This is a genomic window from Vibrio sp. 10N.222.52.C12 (assembly GCF_041474215.1).
Taxonomy (GTDB): domain Bacteria; phylum Pseudomonadota; class Gammaproteobacteria; order Enterobacterales; family Vibrionaceae; genus Vibrio; species Vibrio crassostreae_C.
Window position 1 is genome coordinate 22,768 of sequence record NZ_JBFRTR010000049.1, and the last position, 18,255, is coordinate 41,022.

The 18,255-nt window shown below is 48.0% G+C and carries 4 protein-coding genes; all 4 read left to right on the plus strand.

Annotation, left to right across the window (positions count from 1 at the left end; translation table 11 throughout):
* Positions 1 to 648 precede the first annotated feature (648 nt).
* From AB4623_RS09470 to pfaD, 4 genes are read left to right on the plus strand one after another with little or no spacing between them, the layout of a single operon-like run.
* Positions 649 to 8,502, plus strand: a complete 7,854-nt coding sequence (locus tag AB4623_RS09470; protein ID WP_372146249.1) for a phosphopantetheine-binding protein — start codon at positions 649 to 651, stop codon at positions 8,500 to 8,502.
* A complete protein-coding gene (locus AB4623_RS09475) occupies positions 8,502 to 10,550 on the plus strand; it encodes a PfaB family protein (protein ID WP_372146250.1) in 2,049 nt (682 codons plus the stop codon). Before AB4623_RS09470 ends, AB4623_RS09475 begins: the two co-directional genes overlap by 1 nt.
* A complete protein-coding gene (locus tag AB4623_RS09480) occupies positions 10,547 to 16,489 on the plus strand; it encodes a beta-ketoacyl synthase N-terminal-like domain-containing protein (RefSeq protein ID WP_372146252.1) in 5,943 nt (1,980 codons plus the stop codon). The genes AB4623_RS09475 and AB4623_RS09480 overlap by 4 nt, the downstream gene beginning before the upstream one ends.
* Before the next feature lie 30 nt (positions 16,490 to 16,519).
* On the plus strand, positions 16,520 to 18,157 hold the full coding sequence (gene pfaD / locus AB4623_RS09485) for an eicosapentaenoate synthase subunit PfaD (RefSeq protein ID WP_136974228.1): 1,638 nt from the start codon (positions 16,520 to 16,522) through the stop codon (positions 18,155 to 18,157).
* Positions 18,158 to 18,255: the final 98 nt, after the last annotated feature.

Genomic DNA, 18,255 nt, shown 5'->3' on the forward strand with positions numbered 1-18,255 from the left:
CTCACCTATATTTTGAGAGAAACATAGAGAATTTGGGCAGGAAACACCCTTCATATGCGGACTTAAAACTAATTTTTCAAATAATAACAAATTAAAACACAGATCACACTTAGCCTTACGGAACAGGCATCTATTAAATGTTACTTACAAAAATCTGACATAGATCTCACCAAGTCAAAAAATAGAGCATAAACACTAAAAAACCACTCATATCCATTAATTATCAATAAGTTAATTGCATTAAAAATACAAAAAATAAAAGTTCAGTAAAATCATCTGGTCTGAACAGATCATAGTGGCCTCTGGGAGCATTGTATCGGCCACTCACCTCGGGTAGCCTGCTCAACCATTAAACAAATTCACACGTTTTTATTGCGGATACCTGCTTTGCATAAAGCAGTACTTTGGACAGGATTTAAATGGACATTAACCTCACATTCGAATACCCCCTTCACGCATGAAACACGTTCTCAACGTCTGCAAGTCAATGAACTTCGCACCCCCTATTTCAGTCAGGTGGCCAACTTTCGGCAGCCTTACTCTTCAGCTGCGTTTGCCCAAATCTGTTTCAGATTTATTTTCGATTCAATTAAAAGCGCAGCCTCAAAACACGACATCGCCCTCAGTGATTTCAAGTGGAGACTCATAATGAGCCAACCCGAAAAAAATACACCGGAATCAGTCGACGACACTCGACTTAATAAACGTCTTAAAGACATGCCTATTGCTATCGTTGGTATGGCAAGCATGTTTGCGAACTCTCGCTACCTAAACAAATTCTGGGATTTGATCAGCGAAAAGATCGATGCAATTACCGAAGTGCCTGATACACACTGGCGCCCAGAAGATTACTACGATTCAGATCGTACTACGCCAGACAAATCTTACTGTAAGCGCGGTGGCTTCATCCCAGAAGTTGACTTCAACCCTATGGAATTCGGCCTTCCGCCAAATATCCTAGAACTGACTGATACGTCACAGCTGCTATCTCTGATCGTGGCAAAAGAAGTACTTGAAGATGCGAAACTTCCTGAAGGTTACGATCGCGATAAGATCGGTATTACACTCGGTGTAGGCGGTGGTCAGAAGATCGCTCAAAGCTTGAATGCTCGTCTTCAATACCCTGTTTTGAAAAAAGTCTTCAAGAGCAGTGGCATCAACGACGAAGACAGCGAAATGCTGATCAAAAAATTCCAAGACCAATACATCCACTGGGAAGAGAACTCATTCCCTGGTTCATTAGGTAACGTAATTTCAGGTCGTATTGCTAACCGCTTTGACCTTGGTGGCATCAACTGTGTAGTAGATGCTGCGTGTGCAGGTTCTCTAGCCGCAATGCGCATGGCACTGAGCGAGCTGGTTGAAGGCCGCAGTGAAATGATGATCACTGGTGGTGTGTGTACTGATAACTCACCAACCATGTACATGAGCTTCTCTAAAACCCCAGCATTCACTACAAACGAAACCATTCAACCTTTCGACATCGATTCAAAAGGCATGATGATTGGTGAAGGCATCGGCATGGTTGCTCTTAAGCGCCTTGAAGATGCTGAACGTGACGGCGACAGAATCTACTCAGTGATTAAAGGTGTCGGTTCTTCTTCGGATGGTAAGTTCAAGAGTATTTACGCGCCTCGCCCTGAAGGACAAGCAAAAGCACTCAAACGTGCTTATGATGATGCAGGTTTCGCACCGCACACGCTTGGTCTTTTAGAAGCGCACGGTACAGGTACTGCAGCGGGTGATGTGGCTGAATTTGGTGGCTTAAACTCGGTATTCAGTGAGAACAATGAAGAGAAGCAGCACATTGCGTTAGGCTCTGTGAAATCTCAAATTGGTCACACTAAATCAACCGCGGGTACTGCAGGTTTAATCAAAGCTGCCTTAGCACTGCACCACAAAGTACTGCCGCCAACGATTAACGTATCGGCTCCGAATCCTAAACTGGATATCGAAAACTCGCCGTTCTACCTAAACACACAAACGCGCCCTTGGATGAAACGTGTCGACGGCACACCACGCCGTGCAGGTATCAGCTCATTCGGTTTTGGTGGCACTAACTTCCACGTGGTATTGGAAGAGTACACGCCAGAGCACGCTCGCGGTGACAAATACCGTCAACGCCAAGTACCGCAAACTCTGTTATTCAGCGCAGAATCTCGTCAAGCACTGATCAATGAGCTAAAACAAGTTTCAACTCAAGCTGCAGACGCTGCGTTCAAACTGGAAGCGCTTGCTGAGAAACACGCTCTGCGCGAAATTGACGCTAAGCATGCTCGTCTTGGCTTAGTTGTCACTGACCAAGCAGACCTTCAAGCGCAACTGACTCAAGCGGTTTCTATGCTTGAGAGCCAAACCAAAACACATTGGCAGATGCCAAGCGGTACTAGCTATCGTGAGTCGGCACTGATTGCTGAAAACGGTGCTGGTAAAGTGGCAGCGCTATTTGCAGGTCAAGGTTCGCAATACCTAAACATGGCTCGCGAGCTTGCGTGTCACTACCCTGAAATGCGCCAACAGCTTTCTCAAGCGGATCAAGTATTTGGTCAACACAAGAAAACGGCTCTGTCGCAAATTCTGTTCCCAATTCCAACCTTCACACCAGAGGCAACCAAAGCTCAAGAAGCGGTGTTAACCAACACGGCCAATGCGCAAAGTGCGATTGGTACTGTGTCTATGGGTCAGTTCGACATCATGACTCAAGCTGGCTTCAAAGCTGACATGGTCGCAGGCCACAGCTTTGGTGAGCTAAGTGCACTATGTGCTTCAGGTGTTATCTCGCAAGACGATTACTACCAGCTAGCTTTCGCTCGTGGCGATGCGATGGCAGCGACACCTGAACAAGGCGACAGCGGTACGATGTTTGCGGTCATCCTAGACGCAGACAAACTTCCAGCCGTTGAAAGCTGCATCAGCCAATTCGAAGGCGTGAGTATTGCCAACTACAACGCTCCGACTCAACTGGTTATTGCAGGTCCAACTGCGACGGTTCAACAAGCAGCACAAGCGCTGACAGAACAAGGCTTCAAAGCGATTGCTCTGCCAGTATCTGGTGCTTTCCACACCCCGCTTGTTGCTCATGCTCAAAAGCCATTTGCAGCTGCAATTGATAAAGCTTCATTTAGCGCTCCAACGCTGCCGCTTTACTCAAATGCAACGGGCAAGCTGCACAGCAAAGACGCTAAAGCGATCAAGAAAGCGTTCAAGCAACACATGCTGCAATCGGTTCGTTTTAGCGAGCAAATTGAAGCGATGTACGAAGCCGGTGCGCGTGTATTCGTTGAGTTCGGTCCCAAGAACATTCTTCAAAAGCTGGTTGAAAAAACACTGGCTGATAAGAACGAAGAACTTTATGCAATCAGCATCAACCCAAACCCTAAAGGCGACAGTGACCAACAGCTTCGTTTAGCTGCCGTTCAACTGTGCGTGGCTGGTGTTTCATTAGACAACATTGACCCTTACCAAGCTGACATTGCTGAACCTGCAAAGGCATCACCAATGAACATTAAGCTGAATGCAACCAACTACATCAGCCCTGCTACTCGTAAGAAAATGGATCAATCACTGGCTTCGGGCAACGTCACCGAAAAAACTGAGATTGTTGAAGTGAAAGTTGAAGTCGAGAAAATCGTGGAAAAAGAAGTGATCAAAACAGAAATCGTTGAAGTACATGTGCCTGCTCCTCAAGCTTCAAATGTTCAACAGTCAGCTGCTCCAGCACCAAGTGCACAAATAGTAACAGCAGCTCAGCAGCCTCAAGTGGCGCAACCTGCACCAGCGACTATTCAACCAACAGCTTCAGTAACGGTTGATGAGTCTTCACTGCAATCATTCTTCAATGCTCAACAACAAGCAGCAGAAGTACATCAGCAGTTCCTTGCGATTCCTCAGCAATACGGTGACACGTTCAACACCCTAATGTCTGAGCAAGCGAAAATGGCAACAGCAGGCGTAGCAATTCCTGAGAACCTACAGCGTTCTATGGAGATGTTCCACCAGCACCAAGCTGAAACGCTAAAAGCTCACGCTCATTACCTAGAAATGCAAGCGCACAGCAACAACTCAGCACTTAATATGCTGACACAAGGTTCAGTACAAACGGTACAACCAACCTTCGTTGCGCCAGTAAATGCTCAGCCAGTGATTCAAGCTCCAGCTACTCAAACTACTCCAGCAGCTATCGTTCAACAGCCTGTAGCTCAAGTGCAAACAGCTCCTGTACAAGCGGCGCCAGTTCAAAATACAACAGCTCAACAAGCTCCGGTACAGAAAGCCGTTCCTGCCCCACAAGTAGCGGCTCAAGCGGCAGCGCCTGTTGCAGCTCAACCTGTGCCAGTTAAAGCACAACCGGCTCCTGTGGCGGCACCAGTAGCAGTACAATCAGCAGATGCTGAAAAAGTGATGCTGGAAGTGGTCGCTGAGAAAACGGGTTACCCAACGGAGATGCTTGATCTAGAAATGGACATGGAAGCAGATCTTGGTATCGACTCAATCAAGCGCGTAGAGATCCTTGGTACCGTTCAAGACGAGATGCCAAACCTACCTGAGCTGAACCCTGAAGATTTAGCTGAGTGTCGCACTCTTGGTGAAATCGTTACCTACATGAACAGCAAGATGCCAGCATCAGCGCCTGTGGCAGCACAGCCAAGCGCAGCCGCTCCTGTTCAAGCAGCAAATGGCCTTGATGCGAAAGTCGTTCAACAAACCATGCTAGAAGTGGTTGCTGAGAAGACAGGTTACCCAACGGAAATGCTTGATCTAGAAATGGATATGGAAGCTGACCTTGGTATCGATTCAATCAAGCGTGTTGAGATTCTTGGTACGGTTCAAGATGAACTGCCTACTCTTCCAGATCTAAACCCTGAAGACTTAGCTGAGTGTCGCACTCTTGGCGAAATCGTTAACTACATGAACAGCAAGCTTCCAGCTTCGGCTCCTGTAGTCGCTCAAACTGCAACAACTTCAGTGCAAGCAACTAGCGGACTAGATGCAGCTGTTGTTCAGAAGACGATGTTAGAAGTGGTAGCAGAGAAGACGGGCTACCCGACTGAAATGCTAGATCTAGCAATGGATATGGAAGCCGACCTTGGTATCGATTCAATCAAGCGTGTTGAGATTCTTGGTACGGTTCAAGATGAACTACCGACTCTTCCAGAACTAAACCCTGAAGACTTAGCTGAATGTCGCACTCTAGGCGAAATCGTAGCCTACATGAACAGCAAGCTTCCAGCTTCTGCTCCAGTAGCAGCTCAAGCATCTGCGCCAGCAGTATCAAACGGTTTAAACGCAGAACAAGTTCAAAGCACAATGTTGAGCGTAGTAGCGGATAAAACGGGCTACCCAACAGAAATGCTCGACCTAGCAATGGACATGGAAGCTGACCTTGGCATCGACTCAATCAAACGTGTTGAGATCCTTGGTACGGTTCAAGACCAACTACCAACCTTGCCAGAGCTAAACCCTGAAGACCTAGCTGAGTGTCGTACTCTGGGTGAAATTGTAGACTACATGAACAGCAAGCTAGCTCCGAATTCGGAAGCAGCGACAGTAGCTCCTGCTCCAGAAGCCGCTGTAGAAAGCACGAGCAACGACCTAAACCCTGCTCACGTTCAATCAACTATGATGGAAGTGGTTGCCGACAAAACAGGCTACCCAGCAGAAATGCTCGACCTAGCGATGGACATGGAAGCTGACCTTGGTATCGATTCGATTAAACGCGTTGAGATCTTGGGTACGGTTCAAGACCAGCTACCAACGCTGCCAGAGCTAAACCCTGAAGACTTAGCTGAGTGTCGTACTCTTGGTGAAATCGTTACCTACATGCAAAGCAAGCTATCCGTTGCTGCACCTGTAGCGACTGCTAAAGCTGAATCAGTAACGCCTATCGCAGAAACAGCGACAGCGGAACTTCCTCCACACAATGAGGTAGCGCTAAAAAAGCTACCAGCGGCAGATAAACTCGTCGATTGTTTCTCAAAAGACGCTTGTGTCGTGATCACAGATGATGGTCACAACGCCGGTGTTCTAGCAGAAAAGTTGACCGCTAACGGCATTCAAGTTGCTGTAGTGCGTAGTGCTCTTTCTGCCGCGTCACCTTTAAACAGTGAAATCGCAAGCTACACACTCAACAGCGTCGATGATGCTGGTGTGACTGCGGTTATTAACGACATCGAAGCAGACCTTAAAACGTCGAAGAAAGTGATTGCTGGCTTCATTCACCTACAAGCTATCGTTGATGCAAAACAAAGCAGTGAGCAAGCGGTTAACTTGAATGCAGACTCAAGAGCTTCACTGACAACAGCGTTCCTATTCGCCAAGCACCTAAATGGTCAGCTGAATGCCGTTTCTGGTCGCAGTGTGTTCTTCACACTAAGCCGTATCGATGGTGGCTTTGGTTACCTAGATACTAAGCAATTAGCGAACGCAGAACTTAACCAAGCCGCGCTGTCTGGTCTCACTAAGACACTGAGCCATGAATGGTCAAACGTATTCTGCCGTGCATTGGATACTGACGCTTCGATTGATGCTCGTCACCTAGCTGAAGCTATCACAGGCGAACTGTTCGATGTCGATACCAACACGGTTGAAATCGGCCTTAGCCATGCGGAAAACGGTGAATCTGGTCGTGCAACATTGATTGCTGCAACACCAGGTGCTGCACAAACCAAAAACACAGGCGCTCAACTCACCAAGAGCGACAAAGTTCTTGTGACGGGTGGTGCTAAAGGCGTGACGTTTGAATGCGCACTGACGCTTGCTAAGCAATGTAAGTCTCATTTCATTCTTGCAGGTCGTAGTAAGCATATTACTTCAGCTGAGCTACCTCAGTGGGCACAAGGCAAACAAGAGAAAGAGCTAAAACCAGCGGCTATCGCTCACCTACAAGCAACAGGTGACAAACCAACGCCGAAGAAAGTTGATGCTCTGCTAAAACCAGTATTAAGCAGCCTTGAAATCAATGCAGCACTTGCCGCTTTCAACGAGATTAGCGCGAGCGCTGAATACCTAAGCTTAGATGTGTCGAACCATGAGTCAGTAGCGAAAACGCTGGCAAACTTCGACAACATTACAGGTCTTATCCATGGTGCAGGTGTACTGGCTGACAAACACATTCAAGATAAAACGCTTGATGAACTGAACATGGTTTACGGCACGAAAGTGGGCGGACTAGAAGCAGTTCTTGGCGGTCTTGATAGCAGCAAGCTAAAACTGATTGCGATGTTCTCTTCGGCGGCGGGTTTCTACGGAAACACAGGCCAAAGCGATTACTCGATGTCTAACGAGATCCTAAACAAAGCGGCTCTACAATTGTCAGCGCGTAACCCTCAAGCGAAAGTAATGAGCTTCAACTGGGGACCGTGGGACGGTGGCATGGTCAACGCAGCACTGAAACGTATGTTCACAGAGCGTGGTGTGTACGTAATTCCTCTTCAAGCGGGTGCAGAGCTGTTTAGTTCTCAACTACTGAACGAAACTGGCATTCAACTGCTGGTTGGTACGAGCATGCAAGGTTCTGACAACAAGGAAGCTGCTGTAAAAAAGCTTAATGCGGAGTCTGTGCATCTTGCAAAGAGTCCGCTGAATACAAGCATCACTGTGACACGTCATCTTGATCCAAAGGCATTGCCTTTCATTCAAGATCACTGCATTGCCGGTAACCCTGTGTTACCGACAGTGTGTGCCATCCACTGGATGCGTGAAGTCGCAGAGCAACTGTTAGGGGTGAACGTTAGCGTTCACAACTACAAACTGCTGAAAGGTGTGATTTTTGATACTGATGAAGTGCAAGAGCTAACGCTTGTCTTGTCTGCAGACACTAAGAAGCCGTCCTCTGATGCTAAATCAAAAGAGCAGCTAAAAGCAGTGATCAGTTGCCAAGGGCGACCACAGTATCAAGCTCAGTTGCAAGTTGCCTCTGTGCAAGTGTATGAAGATGTTCAACAAGCGTCGACAAAACGCTTTGAAGCCAGCACTTCAACACCAGTAACAACAGCACAAGCTCTATACAGTGACGGCACTCTGTTTCATGGACCAAGATTGCAAGGTATTACCTCAGTTGAGCGCTTTGACGACTTAGGCTTATTGGCTCAGTGCCAGTTGCCTCAGATTGAAAACAGCGACTGCGGATCATTTATTCCTAAGCAAGGCTTTGGCGATAGCCAACCATTTGCTGAAGATTATCTGTTGCAAGCCATGTTGGTATGGGCTCGATTGAAATACGGCGCGGCAAGCCTACCGTCTGCAATCGGTGAGTTTGTGTGTTACGCACCGATGCACAATGGTGACCAAGGTTGGCTAGAACTGAGCGTGATAAAAAGCACGACTCGTTCACTGCAAGCTGATATCTCGCTTTACCACCAAGATGGTCGTTTAAGCGCAGTAATGAAAGGTGCCAAAGTCACCATCAGCAAGAGCTTAAATGACGCATTTTTGCCAAAATCTAGCTCAGCAGTGCCGAAGAAAGAAGCGACTAAGAACCCAGAAAAGGAGCAATTGTCATAGTGACTGTTCCTACTAATAAAGCGATGCCATTGCGCATCGCTCTTTTAGCTCAGCCAGCAAACGCGGCTGAGCTTTCTGCCGACTTATTTCCCTCGTTCCCAGAGATGATAACTGTTGTGGTTGATGGCAATTTTAATCAAGCACTTGCTCACGCCATCGAGACAGTCAATCAAGGTAATGTCGTTAAGCTCTGTTTGGATCATCACTCACCATCATTGTTGATGTTAAGTGCGCTGAATGCTGCTCAGAATAAGATTCACCCACACGCGAATTTGGCGAGCTTTGTAGATACAGCTACCGGAAATAGCATTCAGCTAGCTCTGGATATTGCACGCCGCCCCGCTTCAGATTTAAGTCATCAACAGCAACACTCTGACTTATCGGCTTCGCAGCAGTTTGATGAATTGTTGAATATAGTTAATGCGATATCGAGCCGTTCATTACCGAGCCATTCATTACCTAACCATTACTGGTTCACTGAGCCAAACAAAGCACGTGTTGCTGCGTTAACTTTCAGTGACGATAGCCCAAAAGCCACCAGCCTGATATTGACTCAAGCGACCGGTTTGCACGAGCCAAAGCCATTGCTATCCAGCGAGAGTTTGATGTTTGTGGTTTCTGGCTGCGAGCAAACTGAATTGGTTTCTCAGTTGGCCTCACTAAGAGCTGAGCTTAAATGCGTTAGTGATTCGGCAGACAGAGAACTTGCTATCGCCAGCTTGATGTATTCAAACCTAAGTCATTTCCAAAGCGCTCAACACAATGCTGACTGTGGTGCGAATATCGTGATTCAGGCGGCTTCAATCGATGCTGCACTGCAAGAGATCACAGCGCTAGAAAATGCGTTGCCAAAAATAATGGCTGACAATAGCCAATACAAGACTCCAGCAGGCAGTTGTTTCTCACCAAAGCCTCAAAGCAAAGGAGGCGTTGCATTTGTTTACCCTGGTGTTGGCACGGTTTATCCCGGTATGTTGCGCGATTTTCACCACCATTTCCCACAGTTATTTGCTCGTTTAGAACGTGAGGGTAACTTGAAAGAGATGCTGCAGGCAGAGAAAACCTACGCTGAAGATTCGCAAGAAATGTCGCTTAGTGAATTGGCAATTGCCGGTGTAGGCAGTAGTTACCTGTTAACACAACTGCTATGTGATGAATTCAAAGTGCAGCCAGATTTCGCTTTGGGTTACTCCAAGGGTGAGGCTTCCATGTGGGCCAGCTTAAATGTTTGGAAAAACCCACATGCGCTGATTGAGATGACTCAAACTAGCCCTATTTTCACCACGGCAATTTCTGGCGAACTCACTGCAGTGCGTCAAGATTGGCAGCTGAACGGCGACGAAAGCATCCAATGGAACAGCTTTGTGGTTCGCAGTGATGCGCAAGCGATTGAGGCTCTGTTACCAGAGTTTCCACGCGCTTATCTCGCTATCATCCAAGGTGACACTTGCGTACTGGCAGGTTGTGAAAGCACATGTCGTGCATTGCTCAAAAAACTGGGTAAACGTGGCATTGCCGCGAATCGTGTTACCGCAATGCACACCACACCAGCATTGAGCCAACATAGCCAAGTGCGTAAGTTTTACACGCAACCACTGTTCGACGAATTGCCAAAGCATATCCGCTTTATCAGCGCAGCAGGTCTAACGACGGGCGCACCAATCAATATCGACAGCGACAGCATCGCCCTTTCGATTGCCGACACTTTCTGTTCGACGCTGGATTTCACCGCGTTGATCCAAAGTGCACGTCAACAAGGTGCGCGTCTGTTTGTCGAAGTGGGTGCCGATCGTCAAACCAGCACATTGATCGACAAGATCAATCGTAGCGACAACGTAGCAGACCAATACTGCACAATCGCTTCCAATGCCAAAGGCGGTGACGATATTGTCACGCTCATCAAGTGTATTGGCCAGCTCATTACTCATCAAATTCCACTGTCTGTCGAGCCACTTATTCAAGGGCTAGAACAACAGATCACCGCCGCTAAACAATTACGTGGTGTGCCTCAAGGCAGCGCAGTGAATCATCAAGGAGAGCTAGTATGAGTTCTCAATCGAAGCCATCTCAATATCAAGCTCAAGCTCAAACTCAAACTCAAACTAAGAATAAGCAGCAAGTGAAGTGCAATAAGATCGCGATTGTTGGTATTGCTAACCAGTATCCAGAAGCGGATACGCCAAAAGACTTTTGGCAAAACTTGCTAGATAAAAAAGATTCTCGCACCACATTAAGCGCTGAAAAGTTAGGTGCTAAACCTGAAAGCTATCAGGGCGTGCAAGGCGAATCAGACCGCTTTTACTGTGATAAAGGCGGCTACATCGAAAACTTCAATTTCGACAGCAATGGCTACCGCTTAACAGCTGAGTCATTCAACGGTGTTGACCAAAGTTTCCTATGGGCTTTGGACACCAGTCGTAAGGCTTTAGTCGACGCTGGCATTGATCTGAATGCCGATGTTTTAGAGCGCACAGGCGTGATCATGGGTGCCCTTTCGTTCCCAACCACACGCTCAAACGATCTGTTTCTGCCGATGTATCACTCGGTGGTCGAGAAAGCACTACAAGCTAAATTGGCTAATGACCAGTTTTCACTGCTGCCAACCAATGAAACCGTGCAAGACCTCAACCCGATCAACGGTGCGGCAGCACACAACGCCTCTAAGTTAGTGGCTGATGCATTGGGTTTAGGCAACGTCCAACTTAGCCTAGATGCCGCATGTGCAAGTTCCGTGTATTCATTGAAGTTAGCGTGTGATTACTTGAACACGGGCAAAGCCGACATGATGTTGGCGGGCGCAGTATCCGGTGCTGACCCATTCTTTATCAACATGGGTTTTTCCATCTTCCACGCTTACCCTGACCACAGTGTGTCGGTTCCGTTTGATAGCAACAGTAAAGGTCTATTTGCTGGCGAAGGTGCCGGTGTTTTAGTCCTAAAACGTTTGGCTGATGCAGAGCGTGATGGCGACAACATCTACGCAGTCGTCAGTGGAATCGGCTTGTCGAACGATGGCCGTGGTCAGTTCGTATTAAGCCCAAATAGCAAAGGACAAGTCCAAGCCTTTGAACGCGCTTACGAAGCTTCTAACCTAACACCAGACAGCATCGAAGTAATTGAGTGTCACGCAACCGGCACACCGTTAGGTGACAAGGTTGAGCTAACCTCAATGGAACGTTTCTTTGCTGACAAACTGAATGGTTCTAACCCGCCATTGATTGGCTCTGCGAAGTCCAACCTCGGTCACTTACTGACTGCGGCGGGTATGCCGGGGATCATGAAGATGATTTTTGCGATGAAAGAAGGTGTTCTTCCGCCAAGTATTAATTTGGACAAGCCGCTATCGTCGCCAGAAGGTTTATTTGGCTCACAGACGCTACCAACGCAAGTTCAACCTTGGCCAAGTAAAGCGGGCAACTCAGAGCGCTGTTCGGGTGTTTCTGTATTTGGTTTCGGTGGTTGTAACGCACACTTACTGCTTGAAGCGTACTCAGATAAGAGTCATGTAAACCAGACTCTAGAGTCGGCATCTCCAAGCCTACAGCCGTCTAATTTAAGCATTACTGGCCTAGCGTCTCACTTCGGTTCTCTGCAAAGCATCAACGCGCTGAGCACTGCGATTGAAACCAACAACGATGCTTTCATTGCTTTGCCTAAGAAGCGCTGGAAAGGTTTAGACCAACATCCAGAACTGCTGAATCAGTTTGGTTTACACGGCATTCCAAACGGGGCTTACATCGATCAATTCGACCTCGATTTCCTACGCTTCAAAGTACCGCCGAATGAAGATGACCGTTTGATCTCTCAGCAGTTGCTACTGATGAAAGTTGCAGACGAAGCGATCAAAGATGCCAAGCTTGTGGCAGGCCAAAAGGTTGCAGTACTGGTAGCGATGGAAACTGAGCTTGAGATGCACCAATTCCGTGGACGCGTAAACCTGCATAGCCAATTGGCTGACAGCTTTGCCAACATGGGTATTGAGCTAACACAAGACGAATACCAATCGCTAGAAACCATCGCGATGGACAGTGTGATGGACGCAGCCAAACTGAACCAATACACCAGTTTCATCGGCAATATCATGGCTTCGCGCATCTCTTCATTATGGGACTTTAATGGCCCTGCCTTTACGATTTCAGCCGCTGAACAGTCAGTTGCTCGTTGTGTCGATGTCGCGCAAAACCTGATGTCGCAAGAATCCATGGATGCAGTCGTGATTGCAGCCGTCGACCTAAGCGGCAGTGCGGAACATGTGATTCTGAAGAACAGCGTGAGCCCAGTGTCGCTTGATCCAAAATTCGGACAACCGCAAGACGGCAGTTGGAATGTGGGCGAAGGCGCAGGTGCAATTGTTCTTGTGGAAGAAGGTCGAGTAGCGAGCAACCAAGACACAGCTTACGGCAGCATTAACGCCTTGGCCTTTGGCTCAAGCGAGCGTAACAACGCCGTTGTTGATGAGTTACTGACTCAAGTCGGTATGAGCTCAAACGATGTTTCTCTGCTTGAGCTTAACCATGCACCTGAGTCTTTGTCACACGAGCTTGTATCTCTCAACTTAGAAGTTACCAAGACCACTCAAGCGAGCCAACGTGTTGGTCACTGCTCTGCAGCTTCTGGCATGGCAAGCCTGCTACACGGTCTCCTCAACCTGAACCTTGAGTCTCTGAATCCAAATATCAGCTCTAAGAGCGCGATTGTTGCCAACATCAGCGAAGGACAATGTTCACAGCTGCTACTAAGCCAGTCGAGTGTTGAATCTCAGTCACTTTCCGTTCGTTTAAGCAATGAACTGGCGAGCGATGCTAAACGTCAATTGGTTAAGCAAGTGACTCTTGGTGGTCGCGATATCTATCAACATATTGCCCAAACCCCAGTGACTAACTTGGCAACGATTCAGCAGAAAGCTTCTGGCAAACAAGCAGCAAAAGTGACGTCGATTCCAACGACAGCAAACATCAAAGCAGCCCTTGCGCAAAAAGAGTTAGAGAAGAAGGCATTAGCGCAGAACGCGGTAGAGCCAGTCATCGAAACTCCTACATCAGTATCCCCTACTCTGGCGCCAACTCGCCACAGTCAGCTAACAGGTAACCACAGCAATATGACTCATGTCCTATCCGCTAAAAATGGCGTATCAAATATCGACGCTAATACGGATGCAGCATCACAGCCGTCTGTAACACCACACAACCAAGCTTTTGCTCAAAATCAGCAAGCAGCTCAACAGGTACACAAAGCATTCCTGCACACTCGAGCCCAAGGCATGCAGATGGCTGATGCGCTATTAAAAGCACAGTTAAACGCAATTACGTCTGGTTTAGATAGCTCAGCCGAAACATCAACTCAGCCTGTGCAAGCTCAACCAGCTCAGGTTCAGTCAGCGCCAGTAAACGCACTTGCGACACCAGCACCAGTAAAACCTATCCGTAAACCATGTATCTGGGATTACGATGACCTGGTTGAATACGCTGAAGGCGACATCGCCAATGTATTTGGCCCTGACTACGCGATCATCGATAGCTACTCGCGCCGCGTTCGCCTACCAACCACAGACTACCTATTGGTATCTCGTGTAACCAAGCTCAACGCGACAGTGAACGAATACAAGCCAAGCACCATGACCACAGAGTACGACATCCCAGTTGATGCACCGTATCTTGTTGATGGTCAAATCCCTTGGGCTGTAGCGGTAGAATCTGGTCAGTGCGACCTAATGCTGATCAGCTACTTAGGTATCGATTTTGAAAACAAAGGCGAGCGTGTTTATCGCTTACTTGACTGTACGCTGACCTTCCTTGGCGACTTGCCTCGTGGTGGCGATACGCTGCGTTACGACATCTCAATCAACAGCTTTGCTCGCAATGGCGACACGCTACTGTTCTTCTTCTCGTACGAATGTTTCGTTGGCGACAAGATGATCCTGAAAATGGATAACGGTTGTGCAGGCTTCTTCACTGACGAAGAGCTAGCAGACGGCAAAGGTGTTATTCACACTGAAGATGAAATCAAGGCTCGTAAGCTGGCAACTAAGCAACGCTTCGACCCTATGTTGCACTGCCCTAAAACCCAGTTTAACCACCAAGAACTGCGCCACCTGCTGACTGCCAACATCGCAGAGTGTTTTGGCCCGACTCACCAATCTGATCGCCACCAGCCTTCTTTGTGCTTCAGCTCAGAGAAGTTCATGATGATCGAAAAGGTTAGCCGTGTTGAACCGCAAGGCGGCACATGGGGACTTGGTCTGATTGAAGGTCACAAACAGCTAGAGCCTGAGCACTGGTACTTCCCTTGTCACTTCAAAGATGACTCAGTAATGGCTGGCTCTTTGATGGCAGAAGGTTGTGGTCAACTGCTGCAATTCTTCATGATGCACCTTGGCATGCACACGCTTGTTCAAAATGGTCGTTTCCAACCGCTTGAAAATGCCCCTCAACAAGTACGCTGTCGTGGTCAAGTTCTACCACAATCGGCAGAACTGACTTACCGCATGGAAGTGACCGAGATTGGTCTAAGCCCTCGCCCATACGCGAAAGCTAACATCGATATTTTGCTGAATGGCAAAGTGATTGTTGATTTCCAAAACTTGGGTGTGATGATCAAAGAAGACGATGAATGTACTCGTTACCTACCTTCTTTAGAAACAGCTGTCGCGACTCCTGTTATCGAAAGCTTGGACCATAAAAGCTTGGGCCATACACCAGCAGTGAATCAACAAGCTTCAGCAAATGCGCCACTTATGGCTCAAATTGAAGACCTAGAAACGGCGCCAAACAAGGGTGTCGTTCCTCTTCAACACGTTGAAGCGCCGGTGACTCCAGCTTACCCAAATCGCACACCCGATACGGTTCCGTTCACGCCTTACCACATGTTCGAATTCGCAACCGGCGACATCGAAAAATGTTTCGGCCCTGATTTCTCTATCTACCGTGGGATGATTCCACCACGTACTCCGTGTGGCGACTTGCAGTTAACCACTCGTGTCGTTGAGATCGACGGCAAGCGTGGCGACTTCAAGAAACCTTCATCGTGTATCGCTGAATACGAAGTGCCAGAAAATGCATGGTACTTTGATGAAAACAGCCACCATACCTTGATGCCTTACTCGGTGTTGATGGAGATTTCACTGCAGCCAAACGGCTTCATCTCTGGCTACATGGGCACCACACTAGGCTTCCCAGGTGAAGAACTGTTTTTCCGTAACCTAGACGGCAGCGGCAAAATGCTGCGTAACGTCGACTTGCGTGGCAAAACGATCACCAACGATTCTCGCCTGCTTTCAACCGTAATGATGGGTACAAACATCGTACAGAGCTTTAGCTTCGAACTGAGCACTGACGGCGTGCCATTCTACGAAGGTACAGCGGTATTTGGTTACTTCAAAGGCGCAGCACTGAAAGACCAACTGGGTTTGGACAACGGTAAGGTGACTCATCCTTGGCACGTTGATAACAACCGCACGCCGGATGTAAACATCAACCTGCTAGACAAAACGACGCGTTACTTCAATGCACCTGTCTCGTCTACTGGTGAAGTACAAGAGCACTACAAATTGGCCGGCGGTCGTTTGAACTTTATCGATACCGTGCAGATCACTAGCGATGGTGGTAAAGACGGTCTTGGTTACCTATACGCTGAGCGTACGATTGACCCAAGTGATTGGTTCTTCCAATTCCACTTCCATCAAGATCCTGTAATGCCAGGTTCTCTAGGTGTCGAAGCGATCATCGAGCTGATGCAAACCTATGCGCTAAACAAAGATCTTGGCGCTGACTTCCGCAATCCAAAGTTCGGTCAAATCCAATCTGAAGTGAAATGGAAATACCGTGGTCAGATTAACCCTCTGAACAAACAGATGTCTCTCGATGTACATATCACAGCGGTTAAAGACGAAGACGGCAAACGCACCATCGTTGGTGACGCAAACCTGAGCAAAGATGGTCTGCGTATTTACGAAGTGAAAGACATCGCCATTTGTATCGAAGAAGCATAAGCCTGACACGGAACTAGGAAAGAAATAATTATGACAACTCAAACTACTATCAATAACGAAAAGCTATCTCCGTGGCCTTGGCAGATTGAAGAGAACACAACTCATTTTGATAGCGCGGCAATGTCGACCATCTTAAAAGACTTAAGCCTTGCTTGTTACGTAGTGAGCCACCCAGAAAAAGGCTTAGGCGTCAGCCAACAAGCTGAAATTACATCGGGTGATTCAGCAAGTGCAGCGAACAGCCAACCTGTTAGCGCATTTGCTCCTGCACTCGGTACACAAAGCTTGGGCGACGAAGAGTTTCGTCGCTGTCATGGCGTAAAATACGCGTACTACGCAGGCGCAATGGCCAACGGCATCTCATCTGAAGAGCTTGTAATTGCGCTTGGTCAGGCAGGCATTCTTTGTTCATTTGGCGCGGCAGGCTTAATCCCGTCTCGCGTTGAGCAAGCGATCAACCGTATTCAAGCAGCGCTACCAAACGGCCCTTACGCGTTTAACCTGATTCACAGCCCAAGTGAACCTGCACTAGAGCGCGGCAGTGTAGAGCTGTTTTTGAAGCACAAAGTGAAAACGGTTGAGGCTTCAGCCTTCTTAGGTTTAACACCGCAAATTGTTCACTATCGTGCTGCTGGTCTAAGCCGTGATGCAAAAGGCGAAATCCAGATTGGCAACAAAGTCATCGCAAAAGTGAGCCGTACTGAAGTCGCAAGCAAGTTCATGCAGCCTGCTCCTGTGAAAATGCTGCAAGCTTTGGTTGATGAAGGTCGAATCACAGCAGAACAGATGGAGCTAGCACAGTTGGTTCCAATGGCGGATGACATTACTGCAGAAGCGGATTCTGGTGGTCACACCGATAACCGCCCTCTAGTTACCCTGTTACCAACGATTCTTGCGTTGAAAGAACAGATCCAAGCTCAGTACCAATTCAAAACACCGCTGCGTGTTGGTTGTGGTGGTGGCGTCGGCACGCCTGACGCAGCTCTAGCAACGTTTAACATGGGCGCGGCATACATTGTTACTGGTTCTATTAACCAAGCCTGTGTTGAAGCTGGCGCGAGCGAACACACACGTAAGCTGCTTTCGACAACTGAAATGGCTGACGTGACTATGGCTCCGGCAGCAGACATGTTCGAAATGGGCGTGAAGCTGCAAGTGGTTAAGCGCGGTACCTTGTTCCCAATGCGTGCAAACAAGCTTTACGAGATCTACACACGCTACGACTCCATTGAAGCGATTCCAGTTGAAGAACGTCAAAAGCTAGAGAAGCAGGTATTCCGTTCAACATTGGATGACATCTGGGCAGGTACTGTTGCTCACTTTAACGAGCGCGACCCTAAACAGATCGAACGCGCTGAAGGCAACCCGAAGCGTAAAATGGCGTTGATTTTCCGCTGGTACTTGGGGCTTTCTAGCCGCTGGTCAAACACGGGCGAACAAGGTCGTGAAATGGATTATCAAGTATGGGCTGGCCCTGCACTTGGCGCATTCAACGCGTGGGCAAAAGACAGCTACCTAGATGATTACCAGCAGCGTAATGCGGTCGACCTTGCTAAGCACCTGATGCACGGTGCGGCTTACTTAGCACGTGTTAACCTGCTGACTTCGCAAGGCATCAAGCTTGATCCAGAACTAGCACGATGGAAGCCAACTCAAAGAATGGCGTAAATGACCTAAATGGACTGGTTGACGAGTAACTAATTACTCAGCGACAGGAAACAAAAAAGCGACCTTATCGGGTCGCTTTTCTTTTGGTTGTTCTTGCC

Excerpts from the sequence above, each read along its gene's own strand:
- AB4623_RS09470 (WP_372146249.1), top strand. The coding sequence starts at position 649 with ATGAGCCAACCCGAAAAAAATACACCGGAATCAGTCGACGACACTCGA.
- AB4623_RS09480 (WP_372146252.1), top strand. The coding sequence starts at position 10,547 with ATGAGTTCTCAATCGAAGCCATCTCAATATCAAGCTCAAGCTCAAACT.
- pfaD (WP_136974228.1), top strand. The coding sequence starts at position 16,520 with ATGACAACTCAAACTACTATCAATAACGAAAAGCTATCTCCGTGGCCT.